General features: G+C 64.8%; 16 protein-coding genes. 9 read left to right on the top strand and 7 right to left on the bottom strand.

The window, feature by feature from the left end:
• Nucleotides 1-41 precede the first annotated feature (41 nt).
• Complete coding sequence (locus tag FJ546_RS04900; protein ID WP_140888321.1) at nt 42-896, top strand: hypothetical protein; 855 nt, start codon at nt 42-44, stop codon at nt 894-896.
• A 74-nt stretch (nt 897-970) separates the two neighbouring features.
• Nucleotides 971-1,774 carry an oxaloacetate decarboxylase gene (locus FJ546_RS04905; protein ID WP_140888322.1) on the top strand — a complete coding sequence of 268 codons (804 nt, stop codon included), beginning with the start codon at nt 971-973 and terminating at the stop codon, nt 1,772-1,774.
• Between the two features lie 26 nt (nt 1,775-1,800).
• Here the strand turns inward: FJ546_RS04905 and FJ546_RS04910 are convergent, their stop codons facing one another.
• A complete protein-coding gene (locus FJ546_RS04910) occupies nt 1,801-2,499 on the bottom strand; it encodes a sulfate transporter family protein (RefSeq protein ID WP_140888323.1) in 699 nt (232 codons plus the stop codon).
• A gap of 88 nt (nt 2,500-2,587) precedes the next feature.
• Nucleotides 2,588-3,490 carry an EamA family transporter gene (locus FJ546_RS04915; protein WP_140888324.1) on the bottom strand — a complete coding sequence of 301 codons (903 nt, stop codon included), beginning with the start codon at nt 3,488-3,490 and terminating at the stop codon, nt 2,588-2,590.
• Between the two features lie 248 nt (nt 3,491-3,738).
• Between FJ546_RS04915 and FJ546_RS04920 the strand changes: the two genes are divergently transcribed.
• Together FJ546_RS04920 and FJ546_RS04925 are read left to right on the top strand one after the other, a co-directional pair.
• A complete protein-coding gene (locus tag FJ546_RS04920; protein WP_140888325.1) occupies nt 3,739-4,731 on the top strand; it encodes an adenosine kinase in 993 nt (330 codons plus the stop codon).
• A 232-nt stretch (nt 4,732-4,963) separates the two neighbouring features.
• The gene (locus FJ546_RS04925) at nt 4,964-5,656 is read left to right on the top strand and encodes an antitoxin Xre/MbcA/ParS toxin-binding domain-containing protein (RefSeq protein WP_140888326.1); all 693 of its coding nucleotides are present in this window, start codon (nt 4,964-4,966) and stop codon (nt 5,654-5,656) included.
• 54 nt (nt 5,657-5,710) lie between these two features.
• On the opposite strand, the gene FJ546_RS04930 is transcribed toward FJ546_RS04925, so the two are convergent.
• On the bottom strand, nt 5,711-6,796 hold the full coding sequence (locus FJ546_RS04930; protein WP_140888327.1) for a sensor domain-containing diguanylate cyclase: 1,086 nt from the start codon (nt 6,794-6,796) through the stop codon (nt 5,711-5,713).
• A 175-nt stretch (nt 6,797-6,971) separates the two neighbouring features.
• Nucleotides 6,972-9,251: an NADP-dependent malic enzyme gene (locus tag FJ546_RS04935; protein ID WP_140888328.1), complete on the bottom strand. Its 2,280-nt coding sequence runs from the start codon at nt 9,249-9,251 to the stop codon at nt 6,972-6,974.
• Between the two features lie 215 nt (nt 9,252-9,466).
• Here FJ546_RS04935 and mutS point away from each other — a divergent pair, with 215 nt between their 5' ends.
• A complete protein-coding gene (gene mutS, locus FJ546_RS04940; RefSeq protein ID WP_140888329.1) occupies nt 9,467-12,196 on the top strand; it encodes a DNA mismatch repair protein MutS in 2,730 nt (909 codons plus the stop codon).
• Here the strand turns inward: mutS and FJ546_RS04945 are convergent, their stop codons facing one another.
• The 3 genes from FJ546_RS04945 to FJ546_RS04955 form a co-directional block, all read right to left on the bottom strand.
• The gene (locus FJ546_RS04945; RefSeq protein WP_140888330.1) at nt 12,197-13,042 is read right to left on the bottom strand and encodes an aldo/keto reductase; all 846 of its coding nucleotides are present in this window, start codon (nt 13,040-13,042) and stop codon (nt 12,197-12,199) included. It lies immediately after the preceding gene.
• Between the two features lie 90 nt (nt 13,043-13,132).
• A complete protein-coding gene (locus tag FJ546_RS04950; RefSeq protein ID WP_140888331.1) occupies nt 13,133-13,525 on the bottom strand; it encodes a DUF305 domain-containing protein in 393 nt (130 codons plus the stop codon).
• A 58-nt stretch (nt 13,526-13,583) separates the two neighbouring features.
• Nucleotides 13,584-16,103 carry a heavy metal translocating P-type ATPase gene (locus tag FJ546_RS04955; RefSeq protein WP_140888332.1) on the bottom strand — a complete coding sequence of 840 codons (2,520 nt, stop codon included), beginning with the start codon at nt 16,101-16,103 and terminating at the stop codon, nt 13,584-13,586.
• A gap of 418 nt (nt 16,104-16,521) precedes the next feature.
• On the opposite strand from FJ546_RS04955, the gene FJ546_RS04960 reads away from it, so the two are divergent.
• The 4 genes from FJ546_RS04960 to trpS all read left to right on the top strand — a co-directional run bounded on the left by FJ546_RS04960 (nt 16,522) and on the right by trpS (nt 23,138).
• On the top strand, nt 16,522-17,319 hold the full coding sequence (locus FJ546_RS04960) for a glycosyltransferase family 25 protein (RefSeq protein ID WP_140888333.1): 798 nt from the start codon (nt 16,522-16,524) through the stop codon (nt 17,317-17,319).
• 87 nt (nt 17,320-17,406) lie between these two features.
• A complete protein-coding gene (locus FJ546_RS04965) occupies nt 17,407-20,208 on the top strand; it encodes a [protein-PII] uridylyltransferase (RefSeq protein ID WP_140888334.1) in 2,802 nt (933 codons plus the stop codon).
• Between the two features lie 150 nt (nt 20,209-20,358).
• Nucleotides 20,359-21,954 carry a murein biosynthesis integral membrane protein MurJ gene (gene murJ / locus FJ546_RS04970; protein ID WP_140888335.1) on the top strand — a complete coding sequence of 532 codons (1,596 nt, stop codon included), beginning with the start codon at nt 20,359-20,361 and terminating at the stop codon, nt 21,952-21,954.
• A 116-nt stretch (nt 21,955-22,070) separates the two neighbouring features.
• Nucleotides 22,071-23,138, top strand: a complete 1,068-nt coding sequence (gene trpS, locus FJ546_RS04975) for a tryptophan--tRNA ligase (protein WP_140888336.1) — start codon at nt 22,071-22,073, stop codon at nt 23,136-23,138.
• Nucleotides 23,139-23,216 lie beyond the last annotated feature (78 nt).

Genomic DNA, 23,216 nt, shown 5'->3' on the forward strand with positions numbered 1-23,216 from the left:
GAACCCGTGCTAGCGTGAATGGCCTGATCTTGGGGGCTCTCATGCCAACGAACCTTTTCCGCTTCATCCTCGCCGTGATGCTGCTGCCGTTCCTGTGGACCGCGGCCGGCGCTCAAACGGTCAGCTTCCCGGATCTCGGCAGCGCGCTGCCCGGCCGCAGCGATGCAACCTATCTCGACCTTGCCAGAATGGTCATCCCGAGCCTCGCCGCGGACGGAAACGGTTTCTACAAGGGCGGACTGCCGATCGAGATGCGCCACATCGAGGAGCCGGATAGCGGCGGTTCGCCGCCCGAGACATCCAGCTTCCCCAATGCCGCGGTGCTTCCCGTCAAGGCCGGCGGCAAGGACCGGCTGGCCATGCTGTTCGACCTCGGCGATTCTCCCGACAGCGCAGAGGGCTATGCGGTGCTGGCGCTCTACGACGTCACCGCCAAGCCGAAACTGCTCGATGCGGCCAATGTAGCGGTCGACCGCAGCACTTATTTCCGCGAGCCGAACAAGCTTTCGATCGGCGCCGGCGACGACATGCTCATCACCATGAGCACGCATTTCAATTCGAGCCAGGGCTATGTGATCACGCCGCTGATCATGGTCCGCGACGACAAATTCGAGCTGATCGACATGATCTACACGTTCGACGAAAGGCTCTGCGCCTACAGCCGCAAGCAGGATGTGGCCTTTCAGACCATCGCTGACGGCCAACCCTATGCCGCCGTCAAGGCGACGGTCACCGACAGCACCGTGCCAAGCGATGAAAGCTGCGATGACGCGCCGCCCGAAGCGTCGTCGCGCGACATTTCCGTCACCTATCATTGGGACAAGAAGACATCGCGCTACCTCGAGGATTCCGACGCATTCGAGAAATTGGCAGCAGAGAACGAGAAACGCTTCTGAACCAAGCGCATTTATTTGCCCGGCCGAAGACGGCGCGATAGCATCCGCCCCGACATTTCTGATGGGGAGCATTCATGGACAAGGGCAAGATCTTTCGCGACCTGCATGCCTCGACCTTCGTCATGCCCAATCCCTGGGATCCGGGCACGACCAAGCTGCTGGGATCCTTCGGCTTCAAGGCGCTGGCGACGACCAGCGCCGGCTTTGCCTTTTCGCGCGGCCTGCCGGACGGCGCGGTGACCTTCGAGCAGATGATCCATCACTGCCGCGAGGTGACGGCGGCGACCGACCTGCCGGTCTCGGCCGATCTCGAGAAGGGCAAGGGCGACAGCGCCGAGCGGGCCGCCGAAACCATCTTCGCGGCGGAAGCGGCCGGCCTTGCCGGCTGCTCGATCGAGGACCACACCGGCGATCCCGACAGGCCGATCTATGATTTCTCCCACGCGGTTGAGCGCGTCGCGGCGGCGGTGGAGGCGGCTCGGGCCTTGAAACGCGATTTCGTCTTCACCGCGCGGGCCGAGAATTTTCTGTGGGGCAAGCCCGATCTCGACGACACCATCAAGCGGCTGCAGGCCTTCGAGAAGGCCGGCGCCGACGTGCTCTATGCGCCCGGGATCGGCGATGTCGAGATGGTGCGAACGTTGTGTTCGGCGGTCAGCAAGCCGGTCAACGTCATGGCGAAACCGGGCTTCACCATCGCCGATCTCTCAAAGGCTGGAGTGAAGCGCATTTCGCTCGGGCCGTGGCTGACCAATTTCGCCTATGGCATGCTGGAGACGGCGACGCGCGAAATCCAGCAGGACGGCACGTTCGGCTTCACCCGCGCCGCCATGCCGTTCGGCAAATTGCAGGCGCTGTTCGGCAAATCCGCCGATTAAACGGCGGCCGTCATATGCGACCGCGGTCACCTGCGGCTTTCCCGCGCCGAGACCGCCTTGTGCAGATGCACCATCATGGCGGCGGCGAAGAGCGGCGTCAGCAAATTGAGCAGCGGCACGGCAAGGAAGGCCGCTATAACCAGCCCGGCGAGAAACACCGTGCCGGCATACTGCCGGCGCAAGGCCCTGGCTTCGTCCTCGGGGCGAAAGCGCATCGCGGCGAATTCGAAGAATTCGCGGCCGAGCAGATAGCCGTTGACGATGAAGAAGGCGGCGATGTTGATACCAGGCACCAGCAGGAGCATCAGCGCCACGATGTTGCCGAGGATGACGACGCCGAGGAATTTTATCGCCAGCACCAGCGAGCGCCAAGCCGGCATGGCGCGCCCGACCGGGTCGCGGGGATAGTCGGTGCGCTCGACCACTTCGGCGACATCGTCGAGGAACAGGCCGGCGATCACCGCCGTGACCGGCGCGACGAGCAAGGCCATGCCGAAGGCAAGGGCGATGGCCGCGATGATGCCGCCAAGCCAGCCGGCCCAGGACGGTATGCCCGGCAGCAATGTCTGGAGCCATGGCAAAGCCAGCCACTCGACAAGACTGGTCAGGCCGAACCACAAGGCGACCAGCGCCAGCACGGTCAGGCCGAGCGTCTTGATGAACACGGCACGAAACGGCGGCGAAAGCAGTTCGAGGACCGCGATGCGGGCAGCGTCGAAAATCACCGTGCTTCAACCCCCGGGGCGCAGGACACCGCCGGAAGGCGGGACGCTTCCGAGATAGGCAGCGCGGGCCGCGAGCACAAGCATATCGCTATCGGGCAAAGGCCGACTTTCTAACCGGGATGGTCATGGCCGCGACGCCGGCCACGACAAAAGCCATGCCCAGCCATGCCGTCGGCCCCAGGCTTTCGCCGAGGAAGACGGCGCCGATGCCGACACCGATCGGCACGCGCAGATAGGCCTGTGACGTCGTGCCGACCGAACCCAGCGTGTGGATGAGGCGGAAATAGATGACGAAGGCCAGTGCGGTCGAAAACACCGACAGGCCGAGCAGGGCCAGGATCGACGCCGTCGATGGCGAGAGCGTCCAGGGCTGGTCGACCACCAGGCTGAGCGGCACCAGCATGACGGCGCCGCACAGCATCGAGCCTGCCGCCGGCAGCATCGGATCGAGGCCCTTGAAACCACGGCCGAAAATGGCGGCGCCGGCATAGCAGATCGTTGCCGCGACGATGGCGACTTGCGCCCACAATTCGTGGCCGATGCCACCCAGCGCCTCGGTGCCGACGATGAGGCATATGCCGGCTATGCCGGTGCCGACACCGATCGACTTGCGCACCGTGACCGGCTCATGGCGAGTGATCAGAGCGGTGAGCAGGAAGGTGAAGATCGGCGAGGTGGCGTTGAGAATGGTGGCGAGGCCGGCATCGACCGAGCGCTCGGCCGCGGCGATCAGCGTGAACGGTATGACGCTGTTGAGGCAGGCCTGGAAGGCGAAGCGGCGCCAGGTGGCTACGTCGCGTGGCATGGCAAGTCCGCGCCAGCGGATGATGGCGAACAGGATGCCGCCGGCGATCAAGGTGCGCGCGGCGATGAAGGTGACGGGCGGGATGGTCTCGACGCCGATCTTGATGAACGTGTAGGAGGCGCCCCACAGCACAGCCAGCACGCCGAGCAAGGCCAGGTCGGTGGTCGTGTCGTTCTTTGCAGACATGGAGACTGGCTCGCCTTTGATGGGTGATCGGCAGAGCCAGCTTGTAAGCGACGGCCAGACGAAATGCTTCGTCCACGGTCGAATTGTCGTAGCGCCTGGGCCTGTCGCGCTCCAGGGTTCGTTGCAATGCAGGTCTGGCCGGCAGCACCTGAATAGCGACACACCCTAGGCAAAGCCGCCGCGAATCGCTAAACCCGCGCCCGGCCAGCGTGGCAAGAAGCCGGCTCGGGTTTTTGGCGGAGACATTGATGCCGGATTATGACGTGCTTTGCATCGGCAATGCCATTGTCGACATCATCGCCCAGTGCGAGGAGGCATTCCTCGAAACCAACGGCATCATCAAGGGCGCGATGAACCTCATCGACACCCACCGCGCCGAACTGCTCTACAGCCGGATGGGTCCGGCGATCGAAGCCTCCGGCGGCAGCGCCGGCAACACGGCGGCTGGTGTTGCCTCCTTCGGCGGACGCGCCGCCTTCTTCGGCAAGGTCTCCAACGATGCGCTGGGCGGAATCTACGCCCACGACATTCGCGCGCAGGGCGTCGCCTTCGACACCAAGCCGCTCCAGGGCGAGCCGCCGACGGCACGCTCGATGATCTTCGTCACGCCCGACGGCGAACGCTCGATGAACACCTATCTCGGCGCCTGCGTCGAGCTTGGGCCGGAGGATGTCGAGGCCGACAAGGCCTCTGGGGCCAAGGTCACCTATTTCGAAGGCTATCTGTGGGACCCGCCGCGCGCCAAGGAGGCGATCCGGCAGACGGCCAGGCTGGCGCACGCGGCAGGCCGCGAAGTCTCCATGACGCTGTCGGATTCGTTCTGCGTCGACCGCTACCGCGACGAATTCCTCGAGCTGATGCGGTCGGGCACGGTCGACATCGTCTTTGCCAACAGTCACGAGATCAAGTCGCTCTACCAGACATCGTCCTTCGACGAGGCGCTGGCCAAGATCCGCGAGGATTGCAGAATAGCCGCCGTCACGCGGTCGGAAAAAGGCTCGGTCATCGTGCGCGGCGACGAGACCGTGGTGATCCAGGCGACGGCGATCCGGGAACTGGTCGACACGACGGGCGCCGGCGATCTCTATGCCGCCGGTTTCCTGCACGGCTATACGCAAGGCCGCGACCTCAAGACTTGCGGTGACCTTGGCTCACTGGCGGCCGGTCTTGTGATCCAGCAGATCGGCCCAAGGCCGAGGCAGAACCTGCGCCGCGAGGCGGAACTGGCTGGGTTGCTGTAGCAGCCGCTTCTCACCGTCGCGCAGTTGTCACACATCGCTCCTACATGAAATCGAGAGCGTTCCCGTGACTGACATTTCGGGGCGCCCGCAGCCAGATGGGATGTTGAAAAGATGCAAGACAGCAAGCTGTCGGGCGGCGTGACCCGTTGCCGCCATGATTTCCATTCTCCGCAGTAGAAATTCAGCAATCGGCCGCGGCTGAGGGAGGAGCGCGCGGCCGGAAGACATGTGCATGAGCAGATTTCAGACAACCGGTCTTGGACAGGACGACTTCGCGGAGATGGTCGCGGAGGACGTCGAACGCGCGCTTGCCCATTATGACGAGGCCATAAACCAGTCCACCGTGGTCTCGGTCGGCAAGATCGCCGGCAGCATAGCATCCGCCGTCACCTTGCTGTCGCCGAAGCATCAGCGCGCCATCGACGCCATCCATGCCGACCTTCCCGGCCTTGCCTCGAAATTCGTGCGCGCGCTGGCGGCGGAAGCCGCGCGCCGCAGCGAGGCCGGCGCTACCGATATGCCGACGGCTTTGCCGGCCGATGAAATGCTTGCCGCGCCGCCACGGTCCGACGACCTGGGATCGATGCTGATCGAGGACTGGGCCGGCCGTGTCGCCGGCTCGACCTATCTGGAAGAGAATCTGCGCATCGCCCGCTCGACCCTGCACCGCTGGCAAAGGCGCGGCGATGTCATCGCCTTGCGCAAGGGCGGCCGCAAGCACGTTTTCCCGCTGGCGCAATTCGTCGACGGCAGGCCGGTCGCGGGCATAAGCGACGTGCAGTCGCTGATCGGCAATCCGAGGCTCGCCTGGCTGTGGCTGACGCGCCCCGCAGCACAACTCGACGGCCGCATTCCGATCGACCTGCTGCGGCAGGACCAGATCGAGGACGTCATCGAAGCGGCACGGGCGTTCGCGCCGGGCTGAAGCCGGCGCGGTCATCCCTTGGATTTTTGGAGCCGGCACAGTTCGCGGCGATAGCTACGCCGTCTTGCGAAGGCGAGGCCTGGATGACGGCTGTTGCGGCGCCATTTCGCTGGCGGTGACCAGCCGGTTGCGGCCGCTCTTCTTGCCGATGTACATCAGCCGGTCGGCGAGCGCGATCAGCGCGTCGCAATCGGCGGCCTCCGCCGGATACATGGCCACGCCGACGGTGCAGCCGATCTGGATGGCGCCATTGGGCGTGGGAACCTTGATCCGCAACCTTTCCAGGATGCGTTCGGCGACGCGCACGGCCTTCTGCCGTGCCAGCTCGGTGTCGGCCGAGAACAGGAAGGCGAACTCGTCGCCGCCGAGCCGGGCGACGAAATCGGCGCTGCGCAGGATCGAGCGAAGCTGGCTCGACACCCGCTGCAGCAGCGCATCGCCGGCCTCGTGGCCGAGCGTGTCATTGACTTCCTTGAACCGGTCGAGGTCGATGAACAGCAGCCCGGCCGCCTCGCCTGTGGCGCCGCAGCGGGCGACGACCGATCTGAGCTCGTTGTGGAAGGCACGCCGGTTGGGCAGGTCGGTCAAGGCATCGTGGTTGGCCGAATGGTCGCTCTGCTGCTTCGCCACCTCGATCTCGCGCTTTTGCGCCGAGAGTTCCTCATTGGCGATCTTCAGATCCAGGACCAACTGGGCGTTCAGGTCCTCGACGACCTTGCGGTCGCTGATGTCGACGACGAAGCCCTCCAGAAATTCGAGTTCGCCGGCTTTGTCCCAGACACCGCCGCCGATCTCGCGGACCCAGAGCGGTTCGCCGGCCCTCGGCACAATGCGATAGTCGACGTTCCAATTGCGGCGCGCCTCGAGCGCGGCGTCGACGGCGGCATAGACCGACGGGAGGTCATCCGGGTGGATGGCCGAGACATAGTCGCGCACCGCATTGTGGATGAAATCGCTCGGCCGATAACCGCTGACGGTGAAGATGCCGTCGCTGATATAGAGCATGGTGTAGGACGCGTCGTTGCGGCAGCGATAGAGATAACCGTCCATGCGGCCGGTGATGCTGAGCAAGGCGTCCAGCCGCTCGTCGTGGTTGACCACTGGGCCGACCGTGGATACGGAAACTCCGTCATGCTTCATGGCCGCACCCCCATTTAGCGGTCTGAGCGCGCCGTGGATGCCGTTACGGCATGCGGCAAGAGTTTCCGTATATCAGCTGAATCTTATCAATCTGTTATGGGGAGCCGGCGGCGTTTCGAGCCGCCGGATTCGAAGAACCAGATCGTTGGCATCCGCCTTCCACACAGACCGCCCCTCAAGTCCCCGCCGTGTAGGCCGCGATCACCGCCATGTTGACGATATCGCTGTCCTTGGCGTTCAGCGAGACGATCTGCACCGGCTTGTTCAGCCCGACCAGCAGCGGACCAATGACCGTCGAGCCGCCGAGTTCCTGCAGCATCTTGGTGGAGATCGAGGCCGAGTGGAAGGCCGGCATGATCAGCACATTGGCCGGGCCGGTGAGGCGGATGAACGGGTATTGCGCCATCGCCCGGCCATTCAGCGCGACATCGGCGGCCATTTCGCCGTCATATTCGAAATCGACGCGGCGCTTGTCGAGGATGCGCACGGCCTCCTGGACACGCTCGGACCGCTCGCCCTGCGGGTGGCCGAAGGTGGAATAAGCGAGCATGGCGAGCCTCGGCTCATAGCCCATGCGGCGGGCAAAGCCCGCCGCCTCCTCGGCGATGTCGGCGATCTGCTCGGCATTGGGCATGTCGTGCACGGCGGTGTCGGCGACGAGGACGGTTTTGCCCCGCGCCAGCACGATCGAGACGCCGATGACGCGGTGGCCGGGCTTGGCGTCGATGACGCGGCGGATGTCGTCGAGCGCGGTGGAATAGTTGCGGGTGACGCCGGTGACGATGCCGTCGGCGTCGCCAAGCGCCACCATGCAGGCGGCGAAATGGTTGCGGTCATTGTTGATCAGCCGCTGGCAATCGCGGAACAGGAAGCCTTTGCGCTGCATGCGCTCGTAGAGATAGTCGGTGTAGATGCCGTTGCGGCGCGACAGCCTTGCATTGATGATCTCGATGCCTTGCTTGTTGAGGTCGATGCCGGCGTGCTTGGCGTTTTCCTTGATGACATCGTCGCGGCCAAGCAGGATGGCGGTACCAAGGCGCTGGTTCACGTAGGAGACGGCGGCGCGCATCACCTGCTCCTCCTCGCCCTCGGCGAAGACGATGCGCTTGGGCTGGCGGCGCACGCGGTCGTAGATGCGCTGCAGGGTCGAGGCGATCGGGTCGCGGCGGGCCGACAGTTCCTGCGCATAGCGGTCGAGATCGAGGATCGGCTTGCGGGCGACGCCCGATTCCATCGCCGCCTTGGCCACCGCCAGCGGAATGGCCGAGATCAGCCGTGGGTCAAACGGCACGGGGATGATGTAGTTGGGGCCGAATCTCGGCCGGTTGCCCTGATAGGCGGCGGCGACGTCGTCGGGCACGTCCTGGCGCGCCAGCTCGGCGAGCGCGCGTGCCGCGGCGATCTTCATGTCGTCATTGATGGTGGTGGCCCGCACATCCAGCGCGCCGCGGAAGATGTAGGGGAAGCCGAGGACGTTGTTGACCTGGTTCGGATAGTCCGAACGGCCCGTCGCCATGATGGCGTCGGTGCGGAACTCGGCCACTTCCTCCGGCGTGATTTCCGGATCGGGATTGGCCATGGCGAAGATGATCGGGTTCTTGGCCATCGACTGCACCATGGCGGTTGTCAGCGCCCCCTTGGCAGAGAGGCCGAGGAAGACGTCGGCGCCGTCGAGCGCCTCGGCAAGGCTGCGTGCCTCGGTCTTGACCGCGTGCGCCGATTTCCACTGGTTCATGCCTTCGGTGCGGCCTTGGAAGACCACGCCCTTGGTGTCGCACAGGATGATGTTTTCAGGCGCGAAGCCCATCGCCTTCATCAACTCGATGCAGGCGATGCCGGCCGCGCCGGCGCCGTTGCAGACCATCTTCGTGGTCTTCATGTCGCGGCCGGTGATCTCCAGCGCGTTGATCAGTCCGGCGGACGAGATGATGGCGGTGCCGTGCTGGTCGTCGTGGAAGACCGGGATGTCCATAAGTTCGCGCAGGCGCTGCTCGATGATGAAGCATTCCGGCGCCTTGATGTCTTCCAGGTTGATGCCGCCGAAGGAGGGTCCGAGGAAGCGCACGCAGTTGATGAACTCGTCGGCATCCTCGGTGTCGACCTCGAGATCGATGGAATCGACATCGGCGAAGCGCTTGAACAGCACCGCCTTGCCTTCCATCACCGGCTTGGAGGCCAGTGCACCGAGATTGCCGAGGCCAAGGATGGCGGTGCCGTTGGAGATGACGGCCACCATGTTGCCGCGCGTCGTATAGTCGAAGGCGCGGCTGGGGTCCTCGGCGATGGCGCGTACCGGCACGGCGACGCCCGGCGAATAGGCGAGGCTCAGATCGCGCTGCGTCGTCATCGGCTTGGTGGCGACGATCTCCAGCTTGCCGGGCCGGCCCATCGCGTGAAATTCGAGCGCTTCCTGCGCGCTGACGGACGGACCGTTGTTCTCGGTTTTCCTGGCCATGATGCTTTTGATTTCCTCACCGGGTGCAGCACCTCCTTGATGCGGGTGCATTGTTTCGGTCCGAATTAAGACCACGCGCCGCCGCGTGTAAACCGCCAGCGCGCGGGAATCGCAGGCTGAAGGACAATTGCTTGCAAACCATCGCCTCGGTCTTCCCCTGCTTTTCGAAGCCCCGGCATTAAACCCGGCCACCACATCTGCTAGCGTGCCGCGCCATGAACATGCACATAGCCAATGAGCCCGACGCCCCCGAAGTGATGACGGCGCCCCATCCCGGCACGGTCGCCGTCACGCCGATGATGGAGCAGTTCATCGAGATCAAGGCGGCGAACCCGGATTCGCTCTTGTTCTACCGCATGGGCGATTTCTACGAACTGTTCTTCGACGACGCCGAAAAGGCGAGCCGGGCGCTGGGCATCGTCTTGACCAAGCGCGGCAAGCACCAGGGCCACGATATCCCGATGTGCGGCGTGCCGGTGCATGCGGCCGACGACTATCTGCAGAAGCTGATCGGCCAGGGATTCCGCGTCGCCGTCTGCGAGCAGATCGAGGATCCGGCCGAAGCGAAGAAGCGCGGCTCCAAATCGGTGGTGCGCCGCGACGTGGTGCGGCTGGTGACGCCGGGCACCATCACCGAGGACAAATTGCTGGCGCCGTCGGAATCGAGCTTCCTGATGGCGCTGGGGCGGGTGAAGGGCGGCAGCGACCATTCCTTCGCAATTGCCTGGATCGACATCTCGACCGGCGCCTTCCGCGTTGCCGAGACCACCGCCGACCGGCTGCTGGCCGACATCTTCCGCGTCGATCCGCGCGAGCTGATCGTCGCCGAGCCGGTGTTCCATGATCCCGAGCTGAGGCCGGTGTTCGACGTGCTCGGCCGCGTCGCCAACCCGCAGCCGCCATCGCTGTTCGATTCGGCCTCGGCCACCGGGCGCATCGCCCGCTTCTTCGAGGTGGCGACACCGGACAGTTTCGGCACGTTTTCGCGCGCCGAACTGTCGGCGATCTCCGGCGCCATCGCCTATGTCGAGAAGACGCAGAAAGCCGAGCGCCCGCCTTTGTCGCGGCCGGAGCGCGAGGAGCAGGGCTCGACCCTGTTCATCGATCCGGCGACGCGCGGCAATCTCGAGCTCTTACGCACGCTCTCGGGCAGTCGCGAGGGCTCGCTGTTCAAGGCGATCGACCGCACGGTGACCGGCGGCGGCGCAAGGCTGCTCGCCGACCGGCTGATGGCGCCGCTGACCGACCCGGCGGCGATCGGCGCGCGCCTGGATTCGGTGTCGTTCTTCCGCTCCGAAACCCGGCTTTGCCAGGCGGTGCGGACGAGCCTGAAAAGCGTCGCCGACATGCCGCGCGCGCTGTCGCGACTGGCGCTCAACCGCGGCGGCCCGCGCGACCTCGGCGCACTGCGCGCCGGTTTCGAGGCGGCCGGCGCAATCGTCGAAATCTTCGCCGCGACCGCCCTGCCCCAGGAAATGGCGGACGCGATGGCCGCCATCCAGGCGCTGCCGCAGGCGCTTGCCCAGCATCTGACCCAGGCGCTCGGCGAGGAACTGCCGCTGCTCAAGCGTGACGGCGGCTTCCTGCGCGGCGGCTATCACCCGGAACTCGACGAGATGCGGGCGCTGCGCGACGCATCGCGAAAAGTGATCGCCGGGCTGGAGCGCTCGCTGATCGAGGAGACCGGCATCCGTTCGCTGAAAATCCGGCACAACAATGTGCTGGGTTACTACATCGAAGTGACCGCCAACCATCATGCGGTCATGACCGGCAGCGATGGCGCCAAGGCGCGCTTCATCCACCGCCAGACCATGGCCAATGCCATGCGCTTCACCACGACGGAGCTTGCCGAACTCGAGACCAAGATCGCCAACGCGGCAGACCGGGCGCTCAGCATCGAACTGGCAGCGTTCGATGCGCTGACGGCGCAAGTCGTCGGCGAGGCGGAAAAGATCCGTGCCGGCGCCGATGCGCTGGCAGCGATCGATGTCTCGGCGGCACTTGCGTTGCTTTCGGAAAGCGAAGCCTGGTGCCGGCCGGTGGTGGATTCGAGCCTTGCCTTCGAGATATCAGGTGGCCGTCATCCGGTGGTCGAGCAGGCCTTGCGCCGTTCGGGCGAGGGACCGTTCGTCGCCAATGATTGCGACCTGTCGCCGGAAGGGAACGCCAAGAACGGCGCGATCTGGCTGCTGACCGGCCCCAACATGGGCGGTAAATCGACGTTTCTGCGGCAAAACGCGCTGATCGCCATCCTGGCCCAGACCGGCTCCTTTGTGCCGGCGGCATCGGCCCATATCGGCGTCGTCGATCGGCTGTTCTCGCGCGTCGGCGCTTCGGACGATCTGGCGCGCGGCCGCTCGACCTTCATGGTCGAGATGGTCGAGACGGCGGCGATCCTCAACCAGGCCGGCGAACGGGCGCTGGTGATCCTCGACGAGATCGGCCGCGGCACCGCCACCTTCGACGGCCTGTCGATCGCATGGGCGGCAGTGGAATATCTGCATGAGAAGAACCGCTGCCGGGCGATCTTCGCCACCCATTTCCACGAAATGACCTCGCTGGCCGGCAAGCTGGCGCGGCTCCACAACGTCACCATGCGGGTCAAGGAATGGGAAGGCGACGTCGTCTTTTTGCACGAGGTCGGCAAGGGTGCCGCCGACCGCTCCTACGGCGTCCAGGTGGCGCGGCTCGCCGGCCTGCCGGAGGCGGTGGTCGACCGGGCCAAGCAGGTGCTGCACCAGCTGGAGGAAGGCGAGGTTTCCGGCAAGGCCAACCGGCTGGTCGACGACCTGCCGCTGTTTTCCGTGGCGGTGAAGCGGGAGGCGCCGAAGCCGGTGAAGAGCGACGCGCTCGGCGCCGCCCTCGGCGACATCAATCCAGACGAGATGACGCCGAGGGAAGCGCTGGAAGCGCTTTACCGGCTGAAGGGACTGGCGGGGAAGTAGTCAGATCATCTCCAGGCCGCGCCTGCGTGTTGGCGGCGGAAAGGCGCGGTCGAGGTCGGCGAGATCCTCGCCCGTAAGCTCGATGTCGAGCGCCGCGAAATTCTGGCGGACGTGCTCCTGGCTGCTGGCCTTCGGAATGGCGATGACGCCCTCCTGATGCATCACCCAGGCCAGGGCGATTTGTGCCGCGGTCGCATTGTGGCGGGCGGCGACGGCATCGAGCCTGGCATTGCGCGCCAGCGCGCCCTGCTCGACCGGCGAATAGGCCATCAGGGGAATGCCGCGCTTGCGGCTCCAGGGCGCCAGATCGAATTCGGGGCCGCGCCGGACCAGATTGTAAAGCACCTGGTTGGTCTGGACGTTGCCGCCGCCGGGCAAGCCGGCCAGGCCCTCCATGTCCTCGGTGTCGAAATTGCTGACGCCCCAATGGCGGATCTTGCCGGCCTTCTTCAAGGCCTCGAAGGCCTCGACCGTTTCGGCCAAAGGCACGCTGCCCGGCCAATGCAGGAGGTAGAGATCGATGCGGTCGGTGCGCAGGCGCTTCAGGCTGTTCTCGCAGGCGCGCCGAACGCCCGCGCGCGATGCGTTCGACGGTAGAACCTTCGAGACCACGAAGACCTCGGCGCGGCGCCCGGCAATGGCTTGCGCCACCACTTCCTCGGCGCCGCCGCTGGCATACATTTCCGCGGTGTCGATCAGCGTGAGGCCAAGGTCGAGGCCGAGTTTGAGAGCGTTGACCTCATCGGCACGGCGGCGCGAATCCTCACCCATCTTCCACGTGCCCTGGCCGAGCACCTGAACGGCTTCGCCAGAGGGCAGCGTGGTGGTTCTGATGGTCGATGGCATGGCAGGCTCCGTTCGAGGCTGAATCGCATCACAGGGCGAGCGAGAAAATCCAGAGGCGTTTCTCGCCCAAATCTCACCGTCGCGAAAGGCTCACTTGACCGGATGCGCGGCAAGCCAGTCCTGCATCTGCTTGATCTCGGCTTCCTGCGCGGCGATGACGCCTTCGGCGAGCTTGCGGATTTCCGGGTCCTTGCCGTTGGCAAGCTCGACCTTGGCCATGTCGATGGCGCCCTGGTGGTGCGGGATCATGCCGCGGACAAAATCGACATCGGCATTGCCGGTGTATTGCGACGCCATCATGTCGGCATGCATCTTGTCCATCGCCGCCTTGTAGCCTTCGGTCGAAGGGCCGGTCGCGCCCATCGACATGCCGGCCATGTCGTGTTTCATCTCTTCGCTCTGCGCCGGAACGCTTTCGAGGAAGACGGCGAGCAGCATTCCGGCCGCCATCAGCAAAAGCACGAGTTTCTTGGCCAAGGTCATTCATGGTCTCCTGTTGCTTTGGTTCGGTATCTGGGGGTTTCGTATTTGGGGGCTTGGATCAGAGTTTCAACGTCCGCAGCCGCAATGCGTTGGCAATGACCGAGACGGAGGACAGGCTCATCGCCGCCGCCGCGAGCATCGGCGACAAAAGCATGCCGGTGATCGGATACAGCACGCCCGCGGCGACCGGCACGCCAAGCACATTGTAGAGGAAGGCGAAGAACAGGTTCTGGCGGATGTTGCCGATCGTCGCCTGGGCCAAGGTGCGGGCGCGGACGATGCCGTTGAGGTCGCCCTTGACCAAGGTGATGCCGGCGCTTTCGACCGCGACATCGGCGCCGGTGCCCATGGCGATGCCGACATCGGCGCCGGCCAAGGCCGGGGCATCGTTGACGCCGTCGCCGGCCATGGCGACGCCGGCGCCCCTGCCGCGCAGTTCCTCGACCAGGGCTGCCTTCTGTTCCGGCAACAGGCCGGCGCGAACCTCGTCGATGCCAAGGCTTTTGGCGATTGCGTTGGCCGTGCGCTCATTGTCGCCGGTCGCCATGATGATCCTGAGGCCGCTGTCATGCAGCGCCTTGATCGCCTCGGCGGTGGTCGCCTTGATGGGATCGGCGACGGCGACGATGCCGGCCAGTCTGCCGCCGACAGCGACGAACATCGCCGTCTTGCCGTCGCCCTGCAGCGCTTCTGCGCTGGCCGCAAGGAAAGAGACATCGACGCCGAGATCGCCCATCATCGCGGCATTGCCGAGCGCCACGGCCTTGCCCGACACCGTGCCGGAAACACCCTTGCCGGTAACCGCCTCGAAATCGCCGGCGTCGGTGACGTTCGCTCCGCGCGCCGCGGCGCCCTCGACGATGGCCTCGGCCAGCGGATGTTCCGAGCCCTTCTCCAGGCTCGCGGCGTGCCCCAGCAAATCGTCTTCGGAAAAGCCGTATGCCGCGACGACGTCCGTCAGTTTCGGCCGCCCCTCGGTCAGCGTGCCGGTCTTGTCGACGATCAGCGTGTCGACGGAGGCGAAGCGTTCGAGCGCGGCGGCTTCCTTGATCAGCACGCCGGCATGCGCCCCGCGCCCGGTGGCGGTCATGATCGACATCGGCGTGGCGAGACCAAGCGCACAGGGACAGGCGATGATCAGCACCGAGACCGCCGAGACGATGGCGAAGATCAGGCTGGGCTCGGGACCGAAGACGGCCCAGGCGATGAAGGCCACGACGGCGACAAGGACGACGGCCGGGACAAAGTAGAAGGAAACGCGGTCGGCCAATCCCTGGATCGGCGCGCGCGAGCGCTGTGCCTTGGCGACGAGTTCGACGATGCGCGCCAGCGTGGTCTCGGCGCCGATCCGTTCGGCGCGCATGATCAGCGAACCCTGCCTGTTGAGCGTGCCGCCGGTGAGAGCGTCGCCCTCGGCCTTTTCGACCGGCAGCGGCTCGCCCGTGATCATCGATTCGTCGATGGAGGAGCGGCCTTCGAGAACCGTGCCGTCGACCGGCACCGCATCACCGGGCCGGATACGCAGGCGATCGCCAGCCTTGACGCTGTCCAGCGGCACATCGGTCTCCGAACCGTCTTCGGCCATACGCCGCGCGGTCTTCGGCGCCAGATCGAGCAAGGCGCGGATTGCCGAGCCGGTCTTTTCGCGGGCACGCAGTTCCAGCACTTGGCCAAGGAAAACCAGCGCGACAATGACGGCGGCGGGCTCGAAATAGACCGGCACAGCACCGCCATGGCCGCGGAACTGATGCGGGAAGATGTCCGGAAACAGGGTGGCGACGACGCTGTAGAGGTAGGCCGCGCCGACGCCCAGCGAAATCAGCGTCCACATGTTGGGGCTGCGGTTGAGGACAGACTCCCAGCCACGGTGGAAGAAGGGAAAAGCGGCCCAGATCACCACCGGGCTTGCCAGGAGCAATTCTATCCAGACCTTCGTGCGATCATCGACCCAGCCTTCGAACGACACACCAATCATCGGCGCCATCGCGACGATCAGAAGCGGGATCGACAGGACCGCGCTGACCCGGAACCGCCTGGTGAAATCGACCAGTTCGGGATTTGGCCCTTCATCGCCCGATGGCACGCCCATCGGCTCAAGCGCCATGCCGCAGATCGGGCAGGAGCCGGGCTTGTCGCGGACGATTTCGGGATGCATCGGGCAGGTGTACTGCGTGCCCTTGGGCGCGGGCGGCGGTGCCGGCCTGTCGCCGAGATAAGTCTGCGGTGCCGCCTCGAATTTCGCCTTGCAGCCGGCGGAACAGAAATAGAAGCCTTGGCCTTCATGGCGCACGAAGTGCCTGGCTGTGGCACGGTCGACGCTCATGCCACAGACGGGGTCGGTGGCCGTCAGGTATTGTTCCGGCTCGGCCTGGAATTTCGAACGGCAGCGCTCGCTGCAGAAATGATAGAGGCGGCCGCCACGCCGCGATGTCGGCTTGCCGGCGGCCGGATCCACGGTCATGCCGCAGACCGGATCGCGCAGAACGGTCGCCGCATCGGCCCCCTTCGGCGCGCAACAGCTGCCGTGCGGGCCATGTGCGTGGTGATCGCCGCGATGGTCATGGTCTGGGTGCGTCATTCCAAAATGCCTCTAATGCCTCTGCCTGATAGCGGAGGTAGTGCTTCCAGTAACTGGAAGGTCAAGGGCTGTTCCGATTTTTTCGTTTCCAGCCCGGCGTTGGCCGCTCGCCCCGTAACCGGCGGCTACATCATGTCGAGGCAAATGGCACACGACGTCCTCGACGCTACCGCAGCGGCCTGCGCGTAGCCGATGATCTCGTCTTCAATCCGGCGTTCCCGACATCGGGCCCAATCTCCCGGGAAATCAGGCTGGCCTTGAGAGCTTGGCTCTCTGTTGGCTCTCCCCTTGCGTCATGATATTCACGCCAGAAAGATCAACAAACCATAGCGTCACCCGTGCTAGAAGGCTCCCGCGGTGCTTGGCGGTTCACGCCGGTTCCGTGGAAGCAAGGGTTTCGAAAAAATAGCTCGTGAAAATGAAGCGTCTGGTCATCAACCTCGATCGATCTCCCGAGCGGCTTGCTCACATGTCGAGGGAATTCGCCCGCATCGGCATTGGGTTCGAGCGGGTCGCGGGGATCGATGGCAAGGAACATCCCGACCTGATGCTGCAGCCGCAGCACGCAATACACGCCACCCGGCCGCTCTCCGGCAGTGAAATCGCCTGCCTGCACAGTCATCGAGCCTGCTGGACGATCATTGCGCAGGACGAGGCCCCATACGGCGCCGTGTTCGAGGACGACATGGTCTTCTCCTGTAAGGCCGGGGCGTTGCTGGGCGATACGAGTTGGGTGCCGGCGGACGCCGATGTCGTGAAGCTGGAAACGTTCTTCTCCAGAACCGTGATCCAGAGGAGAAGGACCTCTGCCGGGAATGGTTTTTCCCTGTTCCGGCTCCGCAAGAGCCATCCGGGGTCCGGCGGCTATCTGCTGTCGCGGCGAACGGCACGCGATTTCCTGGAGGCAACGGCGCAGGCCAGCATTGCTGTCGATGATCTCATCTTCAACCCCATCATGTCGGCCGGCAAGACCATCTACCAACTTGTTCCGGCGCTCTGCGCACAGGATCAATTCGTCGACGGAAGGCTGCCAAGCCTGCTTGACCAGGAACGCGATGCCGCGCGGACATCGAGCGGGCTTATGGCAAGGCAGAGGAAGCCGATGGCCGTGAGAATCAGCAGAGAGGCCGGGCGAACCGCACGGTGGATCGCCGATTTCTGCAGATTCCGGCAACGGATCGTCGTTCCCCTCGATCCGGTCGAGGCATCGGACTAGGTCGCTTGCCGAACCAGCGGGCCCCATACCCAGCGCCGCGAAAACACGCTATAGACGCCGCCCAAATGGCAAGGCCGACTGATACCTATGGCGAAAATCTCCCTGAAGCTCGGTGAACTGATCGACGGCGAAGCCTTGCGCCGCGAGATGACCGCGCTGACGACGACCACGGCGGGTGACGGTTCGGGACCCGCCGCCCGCGCCGGCGTGCTGCAGCTTCTCAAGGCCCGGCTCGCCGAAGGCCGAAAGATTGCCGAGGCCCTGCTGAAGCAGGATGGCGGCGGCAATGCCTGCGCCGAGCGATTGTCGCATCTGATGGATGAGCTGATCCGGGCGCTCTACGATTTCGCGGCGACGCATGTGTACCGCGTGAAGAACCGTTCGTCGGCCGAACGCATGGCCGTCGTGGCGGTCGGCGGCTATGGCCGCGGCACGCTGGCGCCGGGATCCGACATCGATCTTCTGTTCCTCTTGCCCTACAAGCAGACGCCATGGGGCGAACAGACCGTCGAATACATGCTCTACATGCTGTGGGATCTCGGCTTGAAGGTCGGCCACGCCACCCGCAACATCGATGAGTGCCTGCGGCTGTCGCGCACCGACATCACCATCCGCACCTCGATCCTGGAAGCGCGGTTCCTGTGGGGCGAACGCAAGCTCTATGACGAGCTGATGCTGCGCTTCGACCATGAGGTGGTGCGCACGACCGGCCCGGAATATGTCCAGGCCAAGCTTGCCGAACGCGACGATCGCCATGCCAAGGCCGGCGAAAGCCGCTATCTGGTCGAACCCAACGTCAAGGATGGCAAGGGCGGCCTGCGCGACCTGCAGACGCTGTTCTGGATCGCCAAATATTTCTACCGCGTGCGTACCGGCGAGGAACTGGTCGAAAAGGGCGTCTTCACCGAGGCCGAGTATCGCGAGTTCCAGAAGGCCGAGGACTTCCTGTGGGCGGTGCGCTGCCACATGCATTTCCTCACCGGCAAGGCGGAGGAGCGGCTGCATTTCGACATCCAGCGCGAGATCGCCGAGCGGCTCGGCTACACCACCCATCCCGGCCTGTCGGCGGTCGAGCGCTTCATGAAGCACTATTTCCTCGTCGCCAAGGATGTCGGCGACCTGACCCGCATCTTCTGCGCAGCGCTCGAGGAGGAACAGGCCAAGCACGTTCCCGGCTTCAACCGCATCTTCCTCACCTTCCAGCGGCGCAAGCGCAAGCTTGCCGGCACTTCCGATTTCATTGTCGACAACCACCGCATCAACATCGCCGACGATCAGGTGTTCGAGCGCGATCCGGTCAATCTGCTCAGATTGTTCTGGTTCGCCGACAAGCACGGGCTGGAATTCCATCCCGATGCGCTGAAGCTGCTCACCCGCTCGCTCGGCCTGGTCAACAAATCGCTGCGGCGCGACGAAGAGGCCAACCGGCTGTTCCTCGACATATTGACCTCGGACCGCAATGCCGAACTCAATCTGCGACGCATGAACGAGGCCGGGCTGCTGGGCAGGCTGATCCCCGATTTCGGCAAGATCGTCGCCATGATGCAGTTCTCCATGTACCACCACTACACGGTCGACGAGCACCTGATCCGCTGCATCGGCGTGCTGGCCGAGATCGAGCGCGGCGATGGCGAAAAGGTGCATCCGCTGTCGCATTCGCTGATGCCCGGCCTGAAGAAGAGCCGCGAGGCGCTTTATGTCGCCGTCTTGCTGCACGACATCGCCAAGGGCAGGCCGGAAGATCATTCCGAGGCCGGTGCCCGCATCGCACGGCGCATCTGCCCGCATATGGGCCTGTCGGTGGCGGACACGGAAACCGTCGCCTGGCTGGTCGAGAACCACCTCGTCATGTCGATGACGGCGCAGACCCGCGACCTCAACGACCGCAAGACCATCGAGGATTTCGCCTCGATCGTGCAGTCGGTCGAGCGGCTGAAGCTGCTGTTGATCCTCACCGTATGCGACATCAGGGGCGTCGGACCGGGTGTGTGGAACGGCTGGAAGGGCCAGTTGCTGCGCACGCTCTATTACGAGACCGAACTGCTGCTAACCGGCGGTTTCTCGGAAGTGTCGCGCGCCCAGCGCACGGCGGCGGCACGCGAACGCCTGGCCGAGGCCCTCGCCGACTGGTCCGACAAGGACCGCAAGCGCTATGTCGGGCTGCATTACGAGAACTACCTGCTGACCGTCGACCTGCCGGATCAGCTGCGCCACGCCGAATTCGTCCGCGAGGCCGACGCCGCCGGCAAGAAGCTCGCCACCATGGTCAAGACCCATCAGTTCGAGGCGGTGACCGAAATCACCGTGCTGGCGCAGGACCATCCCCGTCTCCTCTCGGTCATTGCCGGGGCATGCGTCGGCGCCGGCGGCAATATCGTCGACGCGCAGATCTTCACCACCGCCGACGGCCGCGCCCTCGACACCATCCTGATTTCGAGGGAATTCGACCGTGACGAGGACGAACGCCGGCGCGCCGAGCGTGTCGGCCGGCTGATCGAGGACGTGCTGTCGGGCAAGAGCTGGCTGCCGGAGATGATCGAGAAGCGCACCAAGCCAAAGCGCGGCGCCAAGGTGTTCAAGATCCCGCCACGCGCCGAAATCCGCAATACGCTCTCAAACCGGTTTTCGGTCATCGAGGTCGAGGGGCTCGACCGCCCGGGCCTGCTGTCGGAGATCACCGGCACGCTGTCCGACCTGTCGCTCGACATCGCATCGGCACACATCACCACTTTCGGCGAAAAGGTCATCGACACCTTCTATGTCACGGACCTCACCGGCCAGAAGATCGACAGTCCGACCCGCATCGCCACCATCCGCAACCGGCTGATGGCAACGCTCGAAGGCATCTCGCCCGAACGCGGCGGCAAGGCCAAGGCGGCCGCCGAGTGACTGCCATCCCCACCTTGTCCCACTCTCCAGAGCAGTTCACCGTTTCATGGAAACGGCGAACCGCTCTAACTTTTTGTTCCAACGCAATTCCCAAGGGAAAGCGCGACGCGCTTTTCACGGGAAAACCGCTCTAAGGCAGTCTTCGAACGCATGAGCCTCGTCAAGAAATTCGCTACCGTCGCTTCCGGCACGCTGATGAGCCGCGCGCTCGGTTTCGGCCGCGAGATGCTGATGGCGGCGGCGCTCGGCACCGGACCGGTGGCCGACGCCTTCAACGCCGCGTTCCAATTCCCCAACACCTTTCGCCGGCTGTTCGCCGAAGGCGCTTTCAACGCCGCCTTCGTGCCGCTGTTTGCCAAGGAGATCGAGACGCACGGCACCGACGGCGCCAAGCGTTTTTCCGAGGAAGTGTTCGGGGTGCTGTTCTCGGCGCTGCTGACGCTGACCATCGCCATGGAACTGGCGATGCCGCTGATCGTGCGCTACCTGGTGGCGCCTGGCTTTGCCGACACGCCGGGCAAGTTCGAGACGACCGTCCTGCTGGCGACGATCATGTTCCCCTATCTCATCTGCATGTCGCTCGCGGCCATGATGGCCGGCATGCTGAATTCGCTGCGCCGCTATTTCGCGGCGGCGATCGCGCCCGCGTTCCTCAACATCATCCTGATCAGCGTGCTCGGCTATGCCTGGTATCACGGGCTGGACGCGCATGCCGTAGGCTTCAGCCTGTCCTGGGGCGTGCTGGCGGCGGGGCTCGTGCAGCTCGCCATCGTCTGGGTGGCGGTGCGCAATGCCGGCATCTCGATCGGCTTCCGCCGGCCGAAGATGACGCCGAACGTCAAGCGCCTGCTGATCCTGGCCCTGCCGGCGGCGATCACCGGCGGCATCACCCAGATCAACCAGCTGATCGGCACGGCGATCGCGTCGGCGCAGGACAGTGCGGTGTCCTCGCTCGCCTATGCCGACCGCGTCTACCAGCTGCCGCTCGGTGTCGTCGGCGTGGCGGTGGCGATCGTGCTGTTGCCGGAACTGTCGCGGGCGCTGAAATCGGGCAATCTCGTCGAGGCGGCCAATCTGCAGAACCGCTCCGTCGAATTCACCCTGTTCATGACGCTGCCGGCGGCGGCGGCGCTCTGGGTGATGTCGGAGCCGATCGTGCGGCTGGTCTATGAGCGCGGCGCGTTTGCCGCCAACCATTCGACCCCGACCGTGGCGGCGATCCTGGCGATCTTCGGCCTTGGGCTGCCGGCTTTCGTGCTGATCAAGGCCTTCACCCCGGGCTATTTCGCCCGCGAGGACACGCGCACGCCGATGATCTTCGCCGCCATCTCGGTGGCGGTGAACGTCGCCACCGCGCTGACGCTGTTTCCCAGGATGGGCGCGCCCGGCATTGCGGTGGCCTCGGCCGTGGCCGGCTGGGTCAACGCGCTGATGCTGCTTGCGGTCTTGATCCGGCGCGGCCATTGGGGCCGCGACGTGCCGCTGCTGAAGCGCATTCCCCGACTGGTGCTGTCGGCGGCGGTGATGGCGGTGGCGCTGTATTTCGCCGAGCACTGGCTGGCCGTCAGGCTCGGTCCCGGCTCGCCGCTGGTCGTCAAGGCGACGACAGTGCTGGCGTTGGTGGCCGGCGGGGCGTTGCTCTACTTCGTCACCGCCTTTGCCACCGGCGGCGCCGATTTCGGCATGATCCGGCGCAATATTGGGCGCGGGGGACCGCCGGCCGCAAAGACCGGCATCGACGATTAGAGCTCAATCGACCCTGTAGCACCATCTTGATCGCGGCTGCGTCTTCGTCCATAAGCGCGCCGTCGCAAGACTTTCGCCGCGCGCGAAACGGCCCTCCACAAGCCATGAGGAAACCCATGTCCGCCTTCAAGCCACTCGTCTTCTCCGGCGTCCAGCCGACCGGCAATCTGCATCTCGGGAACTATCTCGGCGCCATCAAGAAATTCGTCGCCCTGCAGGCCACGTCCGATTGCATCTACTGCGTCGTCGACCTGCATTCGCTGACCGCGCAACTCGTTTATGACGACCTTGCCGACCAGACACGCTCGATCACCGCCGCCTTCCTTGCCTCCGGCATCGACCCGAAGAAGCATATCGTCTTCAACCAGTCGCGGGTGATGCAGCACGCCGAGCTTGCCTGGATCTTCAATTGCGTCGCGCGCATCGGCTGGATGAACAAGATGACGCAGTTCAAGGACAAGGCCGGCAAGGACCGCGAAAATGCTTCGCTGGGCCTGCTCGCCTATCCCTCGCTGATGACTGCCGACATCCTGCTCTACCGCGCCACGCATGTGCCGGTGGGCGAGGACCAGAAGCAGCATCTGGAGCTGACCCGCGACATCGCCCAGAAATTCAACAATGATTTTTCCGACCGCATCGCCCGGCTTGGCGTCGGCGTCGAGATGCAGGTCGGGGAGGAGACGGTGAACGGCTTCTTCCCGATCACCGAACCGGTGATCGGCGGCCCGGCGGCGCGCATCATGAGCCTGCGCGACGGTTCGAAGAAGATGTCGAAGTCGGACCCGTCGGACCTGTCGCGCATCAACCTGACCGACGATGCCGACACCATCTCGAAAAAGATCCGCAAGGCCAAGACCGATCCCGAGGCGTTGCCGAGCGAAGTCGACGGACTGGAAAGCCGGCCGGAAGCGGAAAACCTGGTCGGCATCTATGCCGGGCTGGCCGAGATGTCGAAGGCCGACGTGCTGAAGAAATTCGGCGGCCAGCAGTTTTCCGTGTTCAAGCCGGCACTGGCCGATCTTGCGGTGGAGAAGCTGGCGCCGATCGCCGGCGAGATGCGCCGCATCGAAGGCGACCGCGCCTATGTCGACGCGGTACTCAGGGACGGCGGCGAACGCGCCGGCGTGCTCGCCGAAGCGACGATGAAGACGGTGCGCGACATCATCGGGCTGCTTCAGAACTGATCCGCATCGTCAGTGCAGCGCACCATTCCGGCGCAAGACATACTGGCCTAAGGTCGGCGGCTTGCCGCCGGTCGGCGG

The sequence above is a fragment of the Mesorhizobium sp. B2-4-19 genome (assembly GCF_006441315.1).
In the GTDB taxonomy this organism is placed as follows: Bacteria; Pseudomonadota; Alphaproteobacteria; order Rhizobiales; family Rhizobiaceae; genus Mesorhizobium.